Origin of the sequence: Wenzhouxiangella sp. 15190 (assembly GCF_003417465.1) — a bacterium.
Taxonomy (GTDB): Bacteria; Pseudomonadota; Gammaproteobacteria; order Xanthomonadales; family Wenzhouxiangellaceae; genus Wenzhouxiangella.
In genome coordinates this window covers 1-20,757 of the sequence record NZ_QVMV01000010.1, presented here as the reverse complement: position 1 = coordinate 20,757, position 20,757 = coordinate 1, and the positions used below count along the sequence as shown (strand labels likewise).

Sequence of the window (20,757 nt, the reverse complement as noted above, 5' to 3'; positions counted from 1 at the left end):
GAGGCGGTCCGAAAAGTTCTTTAACAGTGTTAATAAAATAACTAGCGGATTCTAGGATATCGGTAATTATGTGTTATTAATAGATTACGTTGGTCCAATGCAAGGAGAAAAGAGCGCGCGAAAGTTAATAATCTCCCGGGATCCTGTTTCTTTTAAGAAAAGACGAAATGTTTTCAAAATCCGAATCTCTCCTTGAACCCTTTAATAAAACTATATCACCGCTGTCCAGTCGTTCAGAAAGTTCTGATATAAGTTCACGTGCGTTGGAAAAGTGGGGCCCGAGAACGCGTTCAGGCAACGCTTTTCGCAGGTATTTCATTTCTTCTCCGTGAGTCAGGACTAGGTCAACACCCGTTTGAATGAGGGGGTCTGCTAATGATGTGTGGAGGTTCTCAGCTAGTTCACCCAGGTGAACGATTCGTCCGAGAACGGCAATTTTGTTTCCAAGAGCTTGGCGTGCGTGCAGCATATCGAATGCATTGAGCATTGAAAGGACTGTTGCGTTCCAGCTATCATCAATCACCTGTATTGTGGTGTTATTGACAATTGCAGTGAACTCCTCGGCGCACCCCTCGTTTGGAACATAAGATGCTGCTAAGTCGTCTCCGGCTTTTTTGGGATCGATGTTAAGAGCATAGGCCACGGCAACTGCAGTAAGTGCATTATTAACCATTCCTTTATTTAGAAATGGGAGGTCTATTTCAAACGTCTGTTTGGCAATGCATAAAGTGACCGTAGTGTGTGTTTTGTTTGCTGCTATATCCTTAATCTTGATGCAGGCGTATTCACTCGTACCAAACGTTATTATGCGGCTAGCATGATGTTTGGCTTGTTCTAGAATATAGTCGTAATGCAGAAGGTGCTCCCCAAATACTGCGGTGCCGTCTTTTGTTAAGCCATCAAAAATACGTGATTTCCATTTGGCGGTATCCTTCGTGGACTTCACTCTTTTGGTGGTTTGAGATAGTCCTATTTCGGTGATTGCGGAAATTGTTGGCCTAATTGTTCTCGTGATTGGGCCGTGACGCATCCATAATGCAGATTGAGCAACTTCAACTAAGGCAGCCTCATGGTCCGGCCTAAGGGAAGCAAGTTGTACAGGGGCACCAACTCGTGAATTGTAGTTACCTTCTGTTTTAAGGCATTTTCCCGGCCGAAACAGTGAGCCGATCATGTTGAGCGTCGATGATTTCCCGACTGTGCCGGTTATTGCAATAACGGGCCCCTTATAGCGGTTTCTCGACGCAATTCCAAGTTCGATAATCGCCTTAATTGGATCTTCAACATAGAGCAATGGAAAGTTGGATCCCATATCATAGACAGGCTTCCCGACAATTGCGCCGGCGATATTGTCTTTTATATCGGGGAGTATTATGTGGCGATCTCCGAGTCCTTTTCCTTTGTATGCTTCACTCATGCTTTCATGAAACGCGCGCTCGCGATTAGTGTGCGCGACAAAAAGAACAGGTTTATCTCGAGCTGATATGTGCTTTTTTCCGTTCACGACGGAGCGAACAAACCAGCCCTCTGGAGGAGCGGTTAGCCAAGTCCCCCGCGTGACTTTGGCGAGATCATCGGCTGTCCAGGCTTTGCCGTTAACTGATGTGAGATTCAGGTCTTCGAAATTTGTGCGGTAGTTTTGGTTCAGTTCCCTGGCATTCACCAATTTGTCTTGGTGAACGTTCTTAACTAATTTGGGGATCGCTACGCGGACTGGAATCGGATAAACGTAGACTGAGCTTTTATGGCGACCGCCCAGTACACCTATGTGAAGAAACATGGAACAGTTTGCTAGGCGCTGAAATGGCGGCGGACGCAGGCCGTAAAAGTCGCGGTAGATTTTACCGGGTTGCCATCGACTGGTTGGCTGAAGCCAGTCACAGGGGTCATGGTCCATTCCCCGCCCCCACACTGGGATTCTTTCTGAACATTGAGGAATGGCGCGCAGAGTCAAGCGCAGATCCTCATGCAGCGGTTTTGGGGCTGTCCACCACGTTTCCGTCCAGAGGATTTGACGGCGTGTGATCAGGTCAGGCGTTATGCGAACACCCAAAAGCGTTAATTTGCCAAGCGCTACCGGTGATATCCGGGCGCTTTCTGGTACAGCCGGAACCTGTCCATAATCGGGGTCAGGTTGAAATTGTTGCAGGGCATTCAGATTATAAAAAGGTTTTCGATTGGAACGGCGAGGCCAAGCGCTGTCCGGGAAATCCGACAATTTAAGAATCGCGCTATCACCTCGCGAATTCAGTTTTGTGCCCAGTTTTTCAGAGGCTTTCTGGTAGCGGGAAATAGCCTCTTGTGCAGCCTTTCCCCGAAGCCGTTGGCTAAAACCGAATCCTGCGCCAACGGGTAAAAACTCAACCCAGCAGACTCCTCTTCTTCGAATGCCAAGTCTAAAGACGCCGCTGTCTTTTTCTGTTTCCCGTTTAGCGTCAAAAAGCAGGTCACCAGCATCATGAATTATTGGTTTATGTCTGTAGACCTCAATTCCCTGTAATCGATGGGCTGAAGAACCTAGAATTGCGTCCGCACCCGCGTCAATCAAAGCATGGCCGGCAAGTGTCTGGCTCTCTTCTGGCTCAGGTGCGTGATTTCTTCCCCAGTGAATTGAAACAAGCACTACGTCAGCTTTCTTCCTGGCTTGCGAAAAAAGAGCAGAAATCGGCCCTTTCCACTGCTCAATCTTCGACAGGGACAGATAAGCGGTGCCTGCAGTGCTTTTCCCGGCAGCAAAGCGATGCTGGGTCGAATCGATAGCAAATAGCGCTACTGTAACCCCGCCCACTTCAAAATAGACGGGGTTGAACGCAGCCGCGCGGCATGTGCCGCTACCGACGCTGGAGATTCCAACTTCCTGTAGAATCTTTGCCTGTTGCATGAGTGCTGATGGTCCGTAATCACCACTATGATTATTAGCGACTGCGACTGCATCAATCCCAGTTGTCGCCAAAATTCGTAGCATCTCCGGCCGTGCTCGGTAATAGTAAGGTCCTCCTTCTCCTTTAACGATCCCCTGTTCACCAAGAGTACTAATTACACATTCAAGATTGACAATGCTGAGATCTGCATGCTTGAATTCCGGAACCCGAAGGACATTCTCATAACCTAACTTTGCGGCGCGATAGTGCTGCCTCCTTCCAAGGTTCACGTCACCGCCCCACATAACGGTGGCGAAATCGGTAGTGTGTAAGATTGACGAAGTCTTCGAAGCTTGCGAATTCGATCTGCTGCCAGATGGCGGCTCAGATATGTTCGATCTGTTTTTTAGGGAATGGTACGAATCATCGGGGGTATTTAGGTAGTGAGAAAGGTAGGCTACGTATCCGGATAGATAGTGCTCTACGTCATCAATTCGAACGCGGAAGCTGTGGTGCCTTATAAAAAAACTTCCTAGGATTCGCTGGGGATTTTGGAAATAAATGGCAAATTCGGGCCAGAAAAAACCGTTGAGCAAATATTTGGCCCGGGTTTCGAGTGCGCGGTAGAACTTGTTAGTATCAATCTGTTTGAGAAGGTGCCGGTGCTGGCCGCTTTCCCTGAGTCGTGCGATCATTTTGTGCGCTGCCATCATTAGCTCGAGCAGCGTCGGGTAAGTGGTGATTCTTCCAATTACGAAATCGAGATGCCCTGCGACATTCTTTATGCCAAATTCGTAGTATTTTTCTTCTGGGCGATAGAGCGTCAATTCATTTACGCAATAGCTGAGCCAATGGTCGTGGATCCGCCAGTGCTCCTGCTGGATGAAATAGCTAAAAGCCTTCTCGACGGTGTCGAGCCAGCGCTGATCCCTGGTCAATCCATAGAAGCGCATTAAGCCGAAAGCGGCTTCGCCATCATAGTAGATGACGCGGAATTTCGTCTTGATCTTCAGCGTCTTTGCGTTCAGGACATGGTAAAGCTGCCCGGTCTCCCCATTCTGCATCTGCTGAATTCCGGCAGCTATCTGTTCCATAAGGGGTAAATGCTGATCGTCTTCTGTTAGCTCTGTATACTTCACCAGCGCAAGTAAGCAGACGGCATTCCCCCCTAGCTTGATTTCATCGTTGCTATCTTGAAGGTAGGCAACAGCTTCACCGGATGGCAGCGTGTGCTTAGAAATAAGTTCCTTCGTCAGATATCCAATTGAGCGATCTATCGCAGCCTTCAAGCTCATGCTGCGAGTTAATTCCCAGGCTTCAAGCATGGAGTATGTCGTACTGGCGTGGCGTAGCGTGTTGTACGCCTTGATCTCGCGGTCAAAGCAAGGGTGAATTCCATATGTAAAGCGACCGTTGTCATCGACTTGATCTGCCAGATACTGGCTTGATTGTTCGATTAGGGACTTGACCCGTGGCGGTGTGAACTGGTTGACGACCCTCCTTCCGGTGTTTCTTCCTTCTTCGCCTCCGCTGTAACCATGCAGCGTTTCGGGGGGGCTGTCGGGCTGGAATAGAATAGCTTCCGTTGTGAAAAGAGCAACAGTTTGTAGAGGGTCGTCGGGGAGGGCGAAGTTGGTGCCGAAACGATTAGCGCCGTAACGTCTGAAGTTTTTCGGGTTTAGTTTGGCTTTTGGTTCCTTGGACCCAAGGTATAGCATCGCGTTCGCATTGAGTTCCTGTTCGAGGAAAGCATGGCGAAATGTGGTATCAAGTGATATCCCGTATCGGAAATAGTTGCGTTTTACGCGCTGTATTTCCTTTAGGCAATCTGCCCACGGCAATTCACGGCGGTGTGTTACCCAATCAATTCTTAGCCAGCGTACCTGTATGGATTGCTTGAGCTTGCGGCGCCAATCGGCTAACTTTTTCCAGATTTCATCAACATTCTGGCCTGAAAAATGCACAACGGTTGCTCGATCCATCCCGTCGGTAAATGAAAAGAATAAAATAAGTGGGTGGGAATATCCTTCATGTTGAGGCGTTGACAGGGCTTTTTCGAGAGGTGCTTTGGCCTGTGCGATTAAATTAACGAGTGTCGTCTTTTTGTAATGCCTAAGTATGCTGCGCGGGTTTGAGCGATGGTCGCCTTTGGCCTGGTCTCTGGGCCGCCTATTCTGTATCTTTTTGGGGGACATATATTCAGGTCACACGGCTTTTTTGTTTGGTGGATCCGGTCAAAGGTAGCGCATTTCATCAAGGCACCATCTGATCGCTGTCGTCGTCGGCAACCAGATCCAGATGGCGAATGTCCCTGCGCAGGATTTTGCGCTGTAGCAGCTTCTGTTGAGCCGCTTCCGGCAACTCAGTAAACTGGATAAGTCCCTTGTCAGTCAAGAGGTTGATAATGTCCTCGACCACTCTGGAAAGCTCTACGTCCGAGGTCCGTAATTGCCGGATCTGATCGCCGGATTTGCTTGAAACGTCGGAAGTAAGTTCGAAAAATGACTTCAATTCCGAAGACCCTGGGTCCAGTTGTTCGTCAAATCCGGGCTCCGGGTTGGCGCTGACAGCGACGATTTGGCCTTCGTCATCACGCTTCACGTACATGGTCCTGTTCCTCAGTTATCGCTCGGTCGTTCGCCTCGCGTCAGTAGAATGAGATGCAGGCGATCCTGAATGCCCAGCTTAGCGAAAATCGAAGTCAGGTGCTCCTTGACAGTGCGCACAGTGATGTGAAGTTTCTCGGCGACCTCGCGATTGGTTACGCCCGTGGCCACGAGTTCGGCGACCTGTCGCTCACGCTTGCTTAACTTTTCTTGCCACTCTGGCGGATTGTGCGGTTCAGGTAGGGCGTTGGAAAGGATGCCCAGGAGGCGACTAAGCATGGGTGCGGCAATCCACAATGCGCCCTGCGACACCGAGCTGGCTGCCTGCTCGAGTTGCACCGGATTGGCCAGTGCCTCAATGTAGCCGCGAGCACCGGCTTCCAAGGCTCTTTGCAACTCTGGCAGGTTGGGCATCTTGCTAATTACGATAACCGGGCAGTGGACGCCATAGTGCTGGACTAACATCTCCCAGTCAGGTGCGCTGCTGAGGATCCAGACTACAAGCCGGCCCTCATCGCTGGGCAGATCCGGGGGCTGACCGCCCGTGAACTGAATGATCGAGACCTCGTTCAGGCCTTGTTGCCAGTTGGGAGGCAGGAAATTCGGTTCAGTCAGGATTAGATGGTTCAGGTTCATGGGCTCACCGTTCCGTAAATGCCTTGGAGCCGGCGCGTAGCAGGGGATTGAGAAGGTAGCGCATTATTGTGCGCTTGCCGGTCAGGATGTCCACCTCTGCGGTCATGCCGGGGATGATGAGCAATTCATCGTCGTAGCCACCGGGTTCGGTGACAAGGCGCACAAGATAATAGGTATTATCCCGCTCATCGGTAATGGTGCTGGCGCTGATGTGCTCTACGTGAGCATCAAGGCTGCCGTAGATGTCCCAATCGTAGGCTGTCAAGCGGACGCTGGCCTCCTGCTGCGGTCGAATAAAAGCGATGTCGCGTGGCTGGATGCGCGCCTCGATCATCAATTGGTCATCAAGGGGGACGATGTCGATCACTTCCTGGCCAGGAGTCAGCACACCGCCAACGGTGTTGACATGCAGGCGCCGCACAATTCCGCGCATAGGGGAGCGAATCTCTGCCTGTCGGACCATGTCCTCCAGGCCTTCACCGGCCTCTGTCAGGGCTGCCAGGCGGCTGCGTGAATCGGACAGCTTGTTCTGCCAGCGGTTGATTGCGGCAAGTTCTGCCTCGCGCTGGTTATTGCGCGCTTCACTGACCGCCGCTTCGCTACGGGCCACTGCCGCGCGGGCCCGGCTTAGTTCACCTTCTATGGTGGCGATTTGGCGTTCCAGCCGTAGTACATCCACGTCGGAGACGGCACCGGATTCGAGTAATGGACGTGTCACTTCCAGTTCGCGCCGGGTCAGGCGCAAAGTGTTGGTGTACTGTGATACTGCAGCGCGGGCCTCTTCGAGTTCCTGCTGACGTTGCTCGAGCTGGTTGGACAGAATCTCTTGCTGCTCCGAAAGTTCTTCCAGGGTCGATCGATACAAGCGCATTTCATGCTCCATCAACTCCGGAGCCTCTTCCACCAGCTCGGGCGGAAATATTGGTTCGATTCCGGCCACCAGTGCACGCAGTCGCGTAACTTCGGCAGTCAGGGCAAGATACTGTGCCCTGCTCTCGCCGAGTGAAGCTTTGAAGCGAACCGGATCCACCCGTACCAGAAGGTCACCCTGTTCGACTACCTGGCCTTCACTGACCAGGATCTCCTCGACCATGCCGCCGTCTAGGGACTGCAGTGTCTGCAGCTGACGGGATGGAATCACGCTACCTTGGCCGCGAGTGACTTCGTCGATTTCAGCCACAGATGCCCAGGTGCACAGGGCGATAAGGCTAAGCATTACGCCGTAGAGAAGCGTCCTTGCCCGCAGCGGCTCTTGCATGATGCGCGCCCACTCGATATCCGAGATCCAGTCAGTGCGCCCCGAGGTTCGAACCCATCGGCTGAACAGACGGTCAATCAGTCCGTTCTGTTTCCGATTGGCTTTTTGCAAGCCGCCCAGTGCTTCGAACTGCTTCTGTTCGAATGTCTTTTTGGTCGCAGTTTCCTTTGTGTTTTGCTTGGGTATGCTCATCAGCGCGCTCCACTGACACGGCCCTGACGCAGAGCCTCCATTACGGTTTCCTTCGAACCATCTGCCACGATCCTCCCGCGATCAATCACCACCAGCCGTTGGGCGAGCTCCAAGAGGGAGCTGCGATGGGTTACCAGGACCAAGGTTCTGTCCTGCGACTCGATTGCCAGATTCTTCTTGATCTGCTCTTCGCTGGTATGGTCGAGTGACGCCGTAGGCTCATCAAGCAGCAAAAGTGGTGGTTCGTTAATCAGTGCCCGTGCGATGCCAACCGATTGGCGCTGACCGCCAGAAAGCTGCTGCCCCCGCTCGCCCACCGGCATATTGATACCTTCCGGGTGGTGCCGGATCGTTGAATCCAGGCCAGTCAGGCGGACTATGCGTAGCAGGCGCTCGGTGTCTTCATCCGGTGATGTCAGCACGATGTTGTGCTTGAGCGAACCCTGAAACAGACTGACCTCCTGCGGGACGTAGCCAATGTTGCGGCGTAGCTGCGTGATGTCGAGCTGGCGCATGTCGATGCCGTCAATCAAAACGCTGCCCTGAGTGGGCTGGTACAAACCCATTATCAGCTTTTCCAGCGTGGTTTTCCCAGAGCCATTCTTGCCCAGGATGGCCACGTGTTCACCGGCACTGATATTCAAGTTTATGTCTGTCAGAGCTTGTTGCTGAGCGCCGGGATAGGCAAAGCTGACGTTGCGGAATTCGATGTCTCCGCGGATCACCGGTCGGTCGATCTTGTCGTCGGATTCCTGGTATTCCACCGGGCGTTCCATGATAGTTTCCAGCAATTCCATTGACTTCGCAGCCTGATGGTAGTGCGCCAGCAGGCCGGCAGCCTGGCTGATCGGGGCCATGGCTCGTGATGACAGGAGGTAGGCTGCAATGAGGCCGCCTCGTGTCAGCTGGCCGTCAATCGCCAAATACACACCAACGATGACGATGCTCATGCCCACGAAGTGCTGCATGAACCCGGCGCCATTGGTGACTGAGGACGACAGTAACCGCATTTTGGCTGCGTTACGGCTCAAGAAGATAGTGCTTTCTTCCCACTTCGCTTGCACGTCGCCTTGTACGTTGAAGCTTTTGACCGCCTCCAGATTGCCAAGGCTCTCGATCAGGGTGGAGTTGCGCTGGGCGCTGCCCTGCATCCCCGCTTCGGCCAGTTTGTGCATGTTGCGCTGCGAGATCAACGCATATCCCAGCACGATCACGGCCCCTACCACGATGGGAATGACCAGTAAAAGATTGATCCAGGCGATGATGCCGACGAACAGCAGCACGAAGGGAAAGTCGACAAGGGCAACTAGAGTCATGGAGCCGATAAAGCTGCGCACAGACTCGAATGACTGGATGTTGGCGGCAAAGGCACCGCTGGCTTCGGGCCGATCCTGCATTTTCATTGCCAGCACCCGCTCCATGATGCGGGAGGACAGGCGGATATCAGCACGGCTTGCGGCAAGGTCCACGAACCAGGCCCGCAGAGATTTGAGCACGAGGCTCGCTACCAGTACGATCACAAGGCCGAGGGCCATCGCCCAGAGGGTTTCGGTTGCGGCGTTGGGCAGCACCCGGTCCCACACGTTGAGCACGAAGAGCGGCATGGCCACGGCGAATAGGTTGATCAGGACGGCCGCCACGATGACGTCGCCGTAGAGGCGACGATTCTGGCGGATGATGCCCCAGAACCAGTGCTGCTTCCTGTCCGTGCCAAAGTCGGCGTGCTGTCGCTCAAGCTTGAAATTCGGTCGGCAATAGATCACGTGGCCGACATACTGAGCCTGAAGTTGCTCAATCGGTACTTCAACCGCGGCGTCATCCAGCTCCGGATAGATGACCTCCGCCAAGCCCTTGTCAAGATCCAGGCGCGTGACGACGCAGACTTCCTCGTTCTCCAGCAACAGGATCGCCGGCAGCAAGGCGGTATTGATCTCCGCGAGCGAGCGTTGCAGCAGGCGGCTGCTGAACTGTGCCCGCCGGGCAGCCCGATCGAATACGGAAGGTGTGAGCTTGCCGTCGGTCAGCGGCAGCCCGCTGATCAAAGTGTCGCGGTGTGCCGCCCTGCCGTGATACGCGCAAAGCGTCATCAGAGCGGTGAGCAGAGGGCCGCCGCTTTCGCTCTGGCGCTGGTGAGTCGGCATTTTTTTCCCCTTATTGCTGGAAACCGCGCCGTTGTGCTCCTGCGCGGAATCGGTGAAGGCATCCTTTCGGTCGGTACCGGTTACATGGACGGCCTTCTAATATTGCTTTTGGTTGCTGCTGGCGACCGTATACGCTAAGTCTGCCTATTGACGATCAAGCTGTCCAGGCCGGTCTGGCCCCGCAGCTCCTGCTGCAGCGCAACGGCGGCTTCTTGCCCCCCATTCGGGGCACGGACCCGAACCAGCCAGATGGGTTGCGATTGTGCCTGAGCCTGAAGCACGAAGGCATCGTGGTCCTGCGCTTTCAGCTTTTTGATCAGTCGATTGGCATTGGCCTTGACCTTAAATGAACCAAGCTGCAGGGCATAGTCGCTGGATGCAGATTCGGATTCGGTCGGGCTGTTGTTTCTATTGACGCGCCCCTTGGTGCGCTGGCCCACGGCCGGCGCCCGTTCCATGCTCGAGACAGGGGGGCAGGCAGAAGTCGGATCTACCTCTATCGGTTCAGCACCCAGTTCGCCCAGCGATGGAATGTCGGAACGATGCACGTTCAGCTCCTCAAGCAGGAGGCCCATGGCGCTCAATGTGCGGGCCGCAGCCAGGGTTTCGTCGAAAGTCGAGTTGGTCCATGCGCGGCTAGCCTCAAAAAATTCGTTTTCCGAATCGAGCACGTCCAGCAGTGTGCGCTGACCGATATCGAATTGCTGCCTGTAGGCAGTGCGTACGCGGTCTGAAGACAGTCGGTGCTGGTTCAGGATGGGCAGTCGCCGCCCAATTTGCTGCAGGTCGTTGAAGGCGATCTGCACCTCTTGCCGGATATCGACACAGGCTCGGTCACGGAGGGACATGGCGCTGCTTTGCTGAGCGACGGCACGGCGCACATTGGCGGAAGTGCGTCCGCCGGTATACAGGTCGTAGGTCAGCTCAATGCCGACCCGCCCGTCAGTATGGTTCTGACGGAAACCCAATTCGTCGCGGGTCTGGACGCCATAGCTGGCGGTCAGGTTTAGCCGGGGCATTCTCTCGGCCCGTTGGGCCTGAATGGCGGACTCGGCCGCCTCGATGTTGCGCAAGCTGGCATGAAATTTCGGATTATGCTGATACGCTTGCATCAGCGCATCCTGGATGGTGTCGGGCAAGTCGACGTCGAACGAGACTGCGCGCAGCCGGTGTGGCGGAATGTCGCCGATGATTCGCTGATAGCGTGCCGAAACGTCATGCAAATTGGACTGTTCATTGACCAGATTGGCCTCCGCCAGCGCCAGACGTCCGTTGATCTGTTCGAGATCGGCGGCGCGAGCCACGCCGGCCTCGGCGCTTTCGGCAACCTGGTCGTAGACCTTGCGGTGGGTTTCCAGGTTGTCTTCGGCCAGGCGGACCAGTTCCCGATAACGCAAGACGTCCAGGTAGGCGCGTAGGGCTTCCAGAGCCGTTTCCTCGGCACTGCCGAGTAGTTCGAAATACCGGACCAACTCGGCATCGTTGAACTCGGCCACGTTGGCGCTGGATCTTCCTCCGTCCCACAGCAGCTGTGTCATGGTGATTTCGGCAAAACCGGTGTTCATGGGGTTACCGGTGATAAAGTTCTCGCGCTGGCGTCCATAGGCTGCGTTGATGCTTACCTGCGGTTTGAAAGCTCCGCGAGCCGCTTCGGTGGCGTATCCAGCTGAGCGAAAATCATGCCAGTCGACCTGTAATTCCGGATTGGATTCCAGGGCCGTGTGAATAACATCTTCCACACCCGTTTGGGCCTGTACCGATGTGGCTGAGACTACCAGAAGGCAGCCCAATAGCAGGTTGTGGCGGAACTTGTTGTTAGTTGGAGACGTACCCGGCAGTTTCATGGATCGAACCCCTTATGTAATGATATGAAGTGAGTAGAAATGTGATTTATATCACAAATTGTACCAACCAAAAAGGGGCTAAAGTCGAGAAAAGTCCTGATCTTTGTCAACTCAAAGTAAGCCCACATCAACGCAGAGAAAGGTTGCTCCTCGGGCCTGGTCGAGGTGCCCTGGAGTCAACATGCAGACAATATGTGGCGACTTCTTGATGCCGGATTCGCGCTCTGAAGGCGCCATGCCGGCGCGGACAGGCCGCACCCCAAGCCGATGCGCTGGATTGGCGTGACGAAACGCCGGATGCGCGCACCGACCTCCCCATCGAAAAAGACGGGGATCAGGATTCGGGCGGGACGTAGCCTTCAGCCTTATCGACTTCTCCGCCGAACAGGAATGCTTCGGCCTGTTCCTCGAGATACCGCCGATGTTCGGGATCGATGGGGCTGAGGCGTTTTTCGTTGATCAGCATGGTCTGGTGGTTGAGCCACTTCTGCCAGGCTTCCTTCGAAATGTTTTCGTAGATTCGCTGGCCCAGTTCTCCGGGCAGCGGCGGGCGCGGAAGGCCCTCGGCTTCGCGGTCGAGATACCGGCAGTGTACGGTCCGTTCGCTCATCGGGAATGGTCCCTTTTCTTAACAATGCTCATGATACGGCCCCTTTGCTTCCCGCTGCGGTTTGACCCAGTGCTTCGATGGCGCGCCTGATCGGCTGGGGCAGGCCGCATTCCAGCGCCCGCTCGGGCGACATCCAGCACCCATCCTCGCCGTCGGCGACCAAAGTGTCCTCGTCCACCCCAATGCGCTCGAATTGGATATCGAGGGTAAAGTGCGTGAACTGGTGGCAAATGGGTTCCGGCGGTTCGAGGGCGTCGCCGGCGGGCAGGGCATCGATATCCCCGGCTTCCGGCAGGGACCACAGGCCGCCCCAGATACCGGTTGGCGGTCGTCGCTGCAAGAGGATGTGGCCGTGCGGGTTTTCGACGATCAGGATCGTGGTGCTCCGCCGCGGTTTCTTTCTTTTGGGTTTTTGCGCGGGCAGTTGATCCGTTCGGTCTTCGAGGTGGGCCCGGCAGTCTTCCGCGACCGGACAGCGTCGGCAGTCGGGACGGCGTGGCGTGCATACGGTCGCGCCCAGGTCCATGACGGCCTGGGTGTAGTCCGCGGCCCGGTCGGAGGGCGTGAGCGTATCGGCCTCGGCCCACAGCCGCCGAAGCACGGCGGTCCGTCCCGGCCAGCCCTCGATGCCGGCATGTCTTGCCAGTACGCGCTTGACGTTGCCGTCCAGGATCGGGGCACGCCGGTCGAAGGCCTGCGCGACGATGGCATTGGCCGTCGACGGGCCGATTCCCGGCAGCGCTTCGAGCGCCGCGGAGTCGTCGGGAAGTTGACCGTCATGCTCGGCCAGGCAGCGCCCGGCGGCTGCATGGAGATTGCGTGCACGGGCGTAGTAGCCCAGCCCCGACCAGTGCGCCAGCACCTCGTCGAGATCGGCCCGGGCGAGCGACTCAAGATCGGGGAAGGTCGCCATGAAACGCTCAAAGTAGGGAATGACCGTGGCCACCTGCGTTTGCTGCAGCATGATTTCGGCGATCCACACGCGATACGGCGTCCGATGACGCTGCCAGGGGAGGTCATGACGGCCGTGGAATTGCCACCAGTTCAGTAGTCTGGTGGCGAAATCGGATTCCGGGGACTTGCCTGTCATCGCGGTCTTGATCAGACCTTTCGTAAATCGTAACTCGTGAATCGTGAATGGATTCTATTGGCGCCATTTACGATTGACGATTTACCATTCACGAAGCGCCGGAAAGGAAGCACATTGCGGTTGTATGCCGGTGGTGATCCTATTATCGGCATTCTTCAGGATTCAACCGGCAGAATAGCGTGGACAAAGGTACCGGCGTCGAAGGGGCGCAGGTCGGCCGCCGACTCGCCCACGCCGATGAAGCGGATGGGAATTTTCATTTCCTCGGCAATGGCGAACAGCACGCCGCCGCGGGCGGTACCGTCGAGCTTGGTGACGGTGATGCCCGTCAGCTGGGCGGCCTCATTGAACTGGCGCGCCTGGGCGAGGGCGTTCTGGCCGGTGCCGGCATCGACGACCAGCATGGTCTCGTGCGGCGCCTCCGGATCGATCTTCTTCATCACGCGGATGATCTTCGACAGCTCGGCCATCAGATTCTCCTGTGTATGCAGTCGTCCGGCAGTGTCGGCGATCAATATGTCGACTTCGCGCGCCCGGGCCGAGTGAAGGGCATCGTAGATGACCGCTGCCGTGTCGGCGCCGGAAGCCTGGGCGACCACCGGCACGTCGTTGCGCTCGCCCCAGGCCTGCAGCTGCTCCACCGCGGCGGCACGGAAAGTGTCGCCGGCGGCCAGCATCACGCGTTTGCCCTCGTCGAGGTAGCGTCGGGCCAGCTTTCCGATCGTGGTGGTCTTGCCGACACCGTTAACGCCCACCATCAGGATCACGAACGGTTTCTTGTCCGCATCGATGGCCAGGAAGTCCTCGCAGGGCTCGATCAGGTCGTAGAGTTCGGCCTGGACGGCCGGCAGCACCTGGGCCGGCTCGTTGATGATGCCCTGCTGGACGCCATCACGCAGGCGATCGACGATGCGCGTGGTCGCGGCTACACCGACGTCCGCGGTCAGCAGGGTGGTCTCGATCTCCTCGATCAGGTCCTCATCGATGCGTTCGGCCGAGCCGATCAGTCCGAACAGGCTGCCGAGGCTCGACCGGGTGCGCTCCAACCGCTGCTCGAGCGGGTCGACGCCGGACTGCTCGACCGGGCGGACCTGGGTGGTTTCGACGCCCTTGCCGGATTTCTTGCGTTTGAAAATCGAAAACATCTTGATTGAGTGTGAAGTGTTCGGTGTTAAGTGTTAAGTCGCTGCCGCCGCGTCTCGGTGGCACGCTATGCTATCACCGTCATGAGCGGGAAGATTCGAATAATCGGCGGGCAGTGGCGCGGGCGGAAACTGCTTGTGCCCGATCGACCCGGCTTGCGCCCCACCGGCGACCGCGTGCGCGAGACGCTGTTCAACTGGCTACAGGCTCCGGTTGCCGGCGCGCGCTGTCTCGACCTTTTTGCGGGCACCGGCGCGCTGGGGCTGGAGGCATTGTCTCGCGGTGCGTCCTCGGCTGTGTTCGTGGAACGCGATCGGGGTCTGGCCGAGGCCTTGCGCGAGGTTTCCCGTCAATGGCCGGGCGGGGAAAGGATGGAGGTCGTGCAGGCGGATGCCCTGCGCTGGTTGGCCGAAGGCACGCGAACCTTTGATCTGGTGTTCATCGATCCGCCCTTTGCCGATGGGCTTCAGCACCGGGCGCTAGAGGCACTTGCCGACGGTGGGCACCTGTCGACCAGTGCCCTGGTCTATGTCGAGCAGGATGCGCGCGAAGCGCCAATCGACAGCGGGGAACGTTTTGAGCTGCTGCGAGACAAGATCCTGGGCGAGGTTCGTCTGACCCTGCTCGCTCCACGCTGAGCGAGACCCGCCGGGTGAGTTGCCCGGCGCCTTCCGGCAGTTCCGCGATCGGGCGTTATAATGCGCGTCCGCCCACTTAGAGACCCGTTCGATGAGCCAGCCCGACTACGGCCTCGCCGTCTATCCCGGCACCTTTGATCCGATGACGCACGGCCATACCGACCTGGTGGCGCGGGCATCGCGGATGTATCGAAAGATCGTCGTGGCAATTGCCGAGAGTCCACACAAGAGGCCCTGCTTCGGACTGGACGACCGGATTGCGCTGGCGCGCCTGGTGATCGACGAAGAAAAAGTGGATAACGTTGAGGTTGTCGGCTTCAACAACCTGTTGGCGCATTTCGTCGAGGAGCGCAACGCGGGCGTGATTCTGCGTGGCCTGCGGGCGGTGTCCGATTTCGAGTATGAATTTCAGCTCGCATCAATGAACCGCCACCTGATCGAGGATGTCGAAACCGTCTTCCTGACGCCGGCTGAACAGTACAGCTTCATTTCCTCGTCCCTGGTCAAGGAGATCGCCCGCCTGCGGGGCGATGTCGGCCGTTTCGTCCATCCGCGCGTGTCCGAGGCATTGCGCGAACGGTACTCTTGAGCAACTTTGAACATAAGATTTGGAACCACGGAAGACACGGAATACACGGAAACAGTAGATTTGAAAAACCTGAACAGCCGGGTAATTGAATTGCGACAGGCTTGATTATTACTCTGTAATGATTGGTCCATTTCACTTCCGTGCATTCCGTGTTTTCCGTGGTTCCCTTTAAAAATCTGGAACGAATAATGAACTTTAAGTCGATTGCAATCGTTTTCTTCTCGCTCACGGTGGTATCCGTTGCTGCGATGGGCGGCAATGGGCCCCGAAAGGCGGCGATTTCCAGTTCGCATGAACTGGCCACCGAGGCCGGCACCGAAATTCTGGAAAAGGGTGGTAACGCCTTCGATGCGGCGGTGGCCGTTTCGGCCGCGCTGGCGGTCGTCGAGCCGGAGTCCTCGGGCGCCGGTGGGGGTGGTTTCTGGTTGCTGCACCGCGCATCAGACGATGCCTCGGTGATGGTCGACGGGCGCGAGACGGCGCCGGCTGCGGCCACCGAAGACATGTACCTGGACGATGAAGGCGAAGTCGACCGCGACCGTGCCATCAACGGTGCGTTGGCCGGCGGCATTCCCGGTGCGCCGGCGGCCTGGGCGCATATCGCCGGAGAATACGGCACGCTGCCGCTGTCCGAACTGCTGGCTCCGGCGATTCGTCTGGCCGAGGAAGGTTTCCCGGTCGATGCCAAGTACCAGACCCTGTTGAATTTCCGGGCCCACGTGATGATGCGCTGGCCCGAAACTGCCGCCATCTTCATGCCCGACGGCGAGGTGCCCGCCATCGGCGATACGATTCGAAACCCCGACCTCGCCGACACCCTGCGGGCCCTGGCCGATCAGGGTACGGACGGTTTCTATCGTGGTGAGGTGGCGAAAAAGCTGGTCGAGGGCGTCCAGGCCGCGGGCGGTCTCTGGACGCTGGCGGATTTTGCCGGTTACGAGGTGGTCGAACGCGACCCGGTGCGCACGAGCTATCGTGGCTACGAGCTGATAACGGCCGCACCGCCGTCGTCGGGTGGCATCGCCATCGGCCAGATGCTTGAAATCGTCGAGCCCTTCGACCTGGCGGGGATGGCGCGGGCCGACCGCGTGCATGTTCTGGCCGAAGCGATGCGCCGGGCCTACCGCGATCGCGCACTTTACCTGGGTGACCCGGACTTCGTCGATATCCCTGCCGACATGCTGTTGAGCGAAGACTACGCGGCCGGTCTGCGCACGACCCTGCGGCTCGATCAGGCCACGCCTTCATCCATGCTGGCGGCCGACCCGGATCGCCTGGGCAAAGAGAGCACCGACACCACGCATTTCTCGCTGATCGATGGGCAAGGCAATATGGTCTCGGCCACGCTGACCGTCAATCTGCCGTTCGGGGCCGCCTTCGCCCCGCCGGGCACGGGTGTGCTGGTCAACAACGAGATGGACGATTTTTCGGCCAAGCCCGGCGAACCCAATGCCTACGGCCTGATCGGCTTTTCCGCCAATGCCATCGAGCCGCACAAGCGCATGCTTTCATCCATGAGTCCGACGATGGTCGTCGGCGACGATCGCACGGCGGTGCTGGGCACGCCCGGCGGGTCGCGCATCATCACGATGGTGCTGCTGGGCATTCTCGATTTCATCGAGGGCAACGGCCCGGACAGCTGGGTTTCGCTGCCGCGCGTTCATCACCAGTACCTGCCCGACGAAATTTCGATCGAGCCTGACGCGCTGAGCGAGGCCGAGATCGAGGCCCTGGAGGAGAAGGGGCACAAAGTCACGGTGCGCAACCGCACCTGGGGCAACATGCACGGCGTGATGTGGAACCGGGAAACCGGCGAACTCGAAGCCGCCCACGATCCGCGCTGGGACTCGGGCGGTGCCGTCGTCATCGATATCGATTGAGCCGTGGATTTTCAGTCCGACTGATCGCCGTCCAGGCCCCTCGCGGTCAGCAGAAAGCGGACTTGCGGGTCGCGGCCGCGAAACGCCTGCCATGAATCCATGGGGTCGCGCGAGTTGCCGCGGGACAGGACCTCGTCGCGCAGCTTTTCGGCCAGCTCGCGATTGGTCAGACCGGCCTGCTTGAAGGCGGCGAAGGCGTCGGCAGCCAGGAGTTCGGACCACAGCGTCTGGAAGTCTCCACCGCGACGCTGACTGGCGAACAGACTGGCCAGCCCGCCACCATGATGGCGCGGCGAGACGAAGGCGGGCAGTTCCAGTTTTTCCCGTACCCGCCTTTCAGCCGTTTCCAGATCGGGCACATCGCCGGCGCTCGCACCGTGCAGGGCCAGGTCGAGCTCGATTGCAGCAAGCAGTTCCAGCGTTTCCAGCCCCGCGGTCAGTTGCGCGCGTTTCTGCAGGGCATCGATGGCGCTGTCGTCCAGGAGGTTGCCGGTTTCGTGATGTCGTGCGTAGCCCCTGAGCATCTCCGGTTCCAGCGCCCATCGCTCCAGTAGCAGGGCGGGAAATTCGACGAAATCCGGCGGCACGTTGGTGCCGGCCAGCGCCGCATACTCAACGTCCGAGAACAGGCTGTGCAGTGCATGACCGAACTCGTGGAACTGGGTACGAACCTGTTGCGGAGAGAGCAGGGCGGGCATATCGGCTGCCGGCGGTGTCACGTTCGTCACGATGGCCGCGACGGGACTGACGCGATCGCCGTCTTCGTGGCGCTGAACGCGATAGTGTGAAGTCCAGGCACCGCCCTGCTTGCCGCTACGGTGGGTTGGATCGAAGTAGACCAAGCCCAGAGTCGATCCGGCGGGATCGCGCACCTCGAAAGTGGACACATCGAGATGCCAGGTCGGCAACTCGCTTCTGCGGTGGAAAGTCAGGCCCCAGAGGCGGTTGGCCAGGGTGAACAGGCCGTCTCGGACCTGTGATATCTCGAACCACCGGCGCACGGAGTAATCTTCCAGCTCCATGGTCGATTCGATCAGACGTTCGCGGTAGTACCACCAGTCCCAGGGCTGGAGTTCGCCCTCGATGCCGTCTTCGGCCGCAATGTCGCCCAGTCGCTCGCGTTCCTGCTCGGCCTTCTTCTGGGCGGCCGCGCTCAGCCGATCGAGGAGGGTCTCCAGTTCGGCACGATTCGATATGGCGGCGTCGTCGAGCAGGTAGTCGAGATGGCTGTCGAAGCCCAACAGACTCGCCCGTTCGGCGCGGAGCTCGGCCAGTCGCTCGATCAATCGGCCCAGATCCTCGTCGTCGCGGGTGACGTCTTGATAGCGCGTCATCCAGGCCCGGTAGAGTTGCTCACGCTCGTCACGACCCTCGAAGTGGCGCATGAAGGGATAGAAGCTGTGCGCGTGCAATGTGAACGCCCAGCCCTGGGCGTGTCCCCGGTCCCGTGCCGACTGGCGTGCCAGCAGCACGAGCGATTCGGGCAGTCCGCTCAGCCGGGTCTCATCCTCGATGAACAGTTCGTGGCGGTGCGTGGCGGATCGCCGGGTCCGGGCATAGCGACGATCCAGTTCCGCGATTCGGCGATCGAGTTCGGCCAGTTCATTTCGCTCCGCTTCGTCCAGCAGCGCACCGGCCCGTCGAAAGCGGCGCCAGGTTTCCTCGACCAGCCGGCGTTGTTGCGAGTCGAGTTGCTGCATCTCCTCGCCGTTGCGAACCTGCTTGATGCGCTCAAACAAGGCGCGATCATGAAGTACGCGCTGCTCGTACTCACTCAAGAGTCGGGTCAGCCTTTCACCGTCGGCCTCATTGGCCGACTCGCTGCCGACCGCCGTCATGCCGTACCAGAGCCGGGCGATGCGGGCCACACCGCGGCCGGCTTCTTCCAGTGCCCGGACCGTGTTGTCGAAGTCGGGTTCGGCATCGCTGTCGGCAATGTCGGCCAACCGGTTTTCTGCCTGCTCGATGGCCGACTCCAGGGCCGGACGGAAATGCTCGGACCTGATTTTGTGAAAGGGCGGGACACCGAACGGTGTGTCGTAGGCCGAGTCGATCGGGTTGTCGAGCGGAGCGGTTCGGTCAACGGTCTCGCGCACGGGCCCTGGACCCTGATCCTGATCGGATTCACAGGCGATCAGCAGCGAAACGACGACGACAGAGCACAACCCGAAACGGGCGAATTTGAATACAGACATGCCGGCTAATCGATAATTGATGCGTGATTGTATCAGGCGGGCTTCGGCGCTTGGTATGCTGCAGATTGTCAACGAAGGAGTTCCGAGACATGGATTTGACGCGATTGCTGGTTTTCGGTGCCACAGGCACCCAGGGGCACCCCGTCCTGGAAGCCGCGCTCGAGGCCGGCTTGTCGGTCCGCGCGGCGACGCGTGATCTCGACGAGGCCGAGGAAAAGCTCCCGGGTCGCGTGGAAATGGTCCGCGCCGATCTGCTCGATGGCGGGGAGGTCCTCGACGCCGCTGAAGGCATGGATGCGGTCTTCTTTCATCTGCCTGTCATGCCCGACGAGCCCGAGGCCGACCGGGTGGTCGACAATGTCCTGGAAGCGGCCCGAAAAGCGGGTCTCGGGCGAATCGTGTTCACCACTGGCGGCTATTGCGGCGACGATATGCCCCCGGGTGACTTCGTTGACGGTCTGCGTCGTCTGTCCGATCGGATTCTCTCGGCACAAACGCCGGCAGTGATCCTGCGTCCGACGCTGTATCTGGCCAATCTTGTCTGGCCCCATATCACCCGCCAGATCCGGGATTACGGGCGTCTGATCTATCCGCCGCTCGATCCCACACAGCGGCTGAACTGGACTTCGACCGAAGACCAGGGCCGCATTGCCGTGGCCTGTCTGCGCGCCGACGTCGCCGGTGAAGCCATCGATATCGCCAGCCCGGAAGCCTTGACGGGGCCGGACTTGTGCCGATTGCTGGCCGAGGTATACGAGCGCGAAGTGCATTTTGCGCCTCAGACCATCGATGGTTTCGCCGACTCCATGAGTCATCTCGCCGGCAGCGCCCATGTCGGGCAGCTGCTTGCCGGGCTCTACGAGGGGTATGCCAGCCTGAAAGAAGGCCCGCTTGTCGATACCGACGCGCTGCAGCAACGCCTGGGCGTCGAGCTGACGCCGGTCAGCCGCTGGGTCCGCGACCGCCTCGGCTATCTACTCTCCCTTTACGGCTAACGTAGAAAGCCTCTGCAAAACGTAGCGAGCGGGTGGCTGACGGTGGCCGCCGGAGCGCAGGAACCGCAGTGTATGTGCG

14 protein-coding genes are annotated in these 20,757 nt (G+C 58.0%); 4 read left to right on the top strand and 10 right to left on the bottom strand.

The window, feature by feature from the left end; all coding sequences use genetic code 11:
- Positions 1-124: 124 nt before the first annotated feature.
- The 9 genes from DZK26_RS02870 to ftsY all read right to left on the bottom strand — a co-directional run bounded on the left by DZK26_RS02870 (position 125) and on the right by ftsY (position 14,383).
- Complete coding sequence (locus DZK26_RS02870) at positions 125-5,056, bottom strand: CapA family protein (protein ID WP_116899132.1); 4,932 nt, start codon at positions 5,054-5,056, stop codon at positions 125-127.
- Between the two features lie 58 nt (positions 5,057-5,114).
- The gene (locus tag DZK26_RS02865) at positions 5,115-5,462 is read right to left on the bottom strand and encodes a tryptophan synthase subunit beta like protein (protein ID WP_147306716.1); all 348 of its coding nucleotides are present in this window, start codon (positions 5,460-5,462) and stop codon (positions 5,115-5,117) included.
- Positions 5,463-5,479: 17 nt separating this feature from the next.
- The gene (locus DZK26_RS02860) at positions 5,480-6,103 is read right to left on the bottom strand and encodes a response regulator transcription factor (protein ID WP_116899134.1); all 624 of its coding nucleotides are present in this window, start codon (positions 6,101-6,103) and stop codon (positions 5,480-5,482) included.
- 4 nt (positions 6,104-6,107) lie between these two features.
- The gene (locus DZK26_RS02855; protein WP_116899135.1) at positions 6,108-7,553 is read right to left on the bottom strand and encodes an HlyD family type I secretion periplasmic adaptor subunit; all 1,446 of its coding nucleotides are present in this window, start codon (positions 7,551-7,553) and stop codon (positions 6,108-6,110) included.
- On the bottom strand, positions 7,553-9,694 hold the full coding sequence (locus tag DZK26_RS02850; RefSeq protein ID WP_116899136.1) for a type I secretion system permease/ATPase: 2,142 nt from the start codon (positions 9,692-9,694) through the stop codon (positions 7,553-7,555). The genes DZK26_RS02855 and DZK26_RS02850 overlap by 1 nt, the downstream gene beginning before the upstream one ends.
- Positions 9,695-9,828: 134 nt before the next feature.
- On the bottom strand, positions 9,829-11,538 hold the full coding sequence (locus tag DZK26_RS02845) for a TolC family outer membrane protein (RefSeq protein WP_116899137.1): 1,710 nt from the start codon (positions 11,536-11,538) through the stop codon (positions 9,829-9,831).
- A gap of 334 nt (positions 11,539-11,872) precedes the next feature.
- Positions 11,873-12,148 (bottom strand): oxidative damage protection protein, encoded by a 276-nt coding sequence (locus DZK26_RS02840; protein WP_116899138.1) that lies wholly within the window; start codon positions 12,146-12,148, stop codon positions 11,873-11,875.
- 28 nt (positions 12,149-12,176) lie between these two features.
- Positions 12,177-13,238, bottom strand: coding sequence for an A/G-specific adenine glycosylase (gene mutY / locus DZK26_RS02835; protein ID WP_116899139.1), 1,062 nt, complete (start codon positions 13,236-13,238; stop codon positions 12,177-12,179).
- A gap of 155 nt (positions 13,239-13,393) precedes the next feature.
- Positions 13,394-14,383, bottom strand: a complete 990-nt coding sequence (ftsY, locus tag DZK26_RS02830; protein ID WP_116899140.1) for a signal recognition particle-docking protein FtsY — start codon at positions 14,381-14,383, stop codon at positions 13,394-13,396.
- An 81-nt stretch (positions 14,384-14,464) separates the two neighbouring features.
- Between ftsY and rsmD the strand changes: the two genes are divergently transcribed.
- The 3 genes from rsmD (at position 14,465) to ggt (ending at position 17,488) form a co-directional block, all read left to right on the top strand.
- Positions 14,465-15,019 (top strand): 16S rRNA (guanine(966)-N(2))-methyltransferase RsmD, encoded by a 555-nt coding sequence (gene rsmD, locus DZK26_RS02825; RefSeq protein WP_116899141.1) that lies wholly within the window; start codon positions 14,465-14,467, stop codon positions 15,017-15,019.
- Positions 15,020-15,110: 91 nt separating this feature from the next.
- On the top strand, positions 15,111-15,608 hold the full coding sequence (gene coaD / locus DZK26_RS02820; protein WP_116899142.1) for a pantetheine-phosphate adenylyltransferase: 498 nt from the start codon (positions 15,111-15,113) through the stop codon (positions 15,606-15,608).
- Between the two features lie 188 nt (positions 15,609-15,796).
- The gene (ggt, locus tag DZK26_RS02815; protein ID WP_116899143.1) at positions 15,797-17,488 is read left to right on the top strand and encodes a gamma-glutamyltransferase; all 1,692 of its coding nucleotides are present in this window, start codon (positions 15,797-15,799) and stop codon (positions 17,486-17,488) included.
- Positions 17,489-17,499: 11 nt separating this feature from the next.
- On the opposite strand, the gene DZK26_RS02810 is transcribed toward ggt, so the two are convergent.
- Positions 17,500-19,683 (bottom strand): M3 family metallopeptidase, encoded by a 2,184-nt coding sequence (locus DZK26_RS02810; protein WP_116899144.1) that lies wholly within the window; start codon positions 19,681-19,683, stop codon positions 17,500-17,502.
- Positions 19,684-19,772: 89 nt separating this feature from the next.
- Here DZK26_RS02810 and DZK26_RS02805 point away from each other — a divergent pair, with 89 nt between their 5' ends.
- Positions 19,773-20,678 carry an SDR family oxidoreductase gene (locus DZK26_RS02805; protein WP_116899145.1) on the top strand — a complete coding sequence of 302 codons (906 nt, stop codon included), beginning with the start codon at positions 19,773-19,775 and terminating at the stop codon, positions 20,676-20,678.
- Positions 20,679-20,757: the final 79 nt, after the last annotated feature.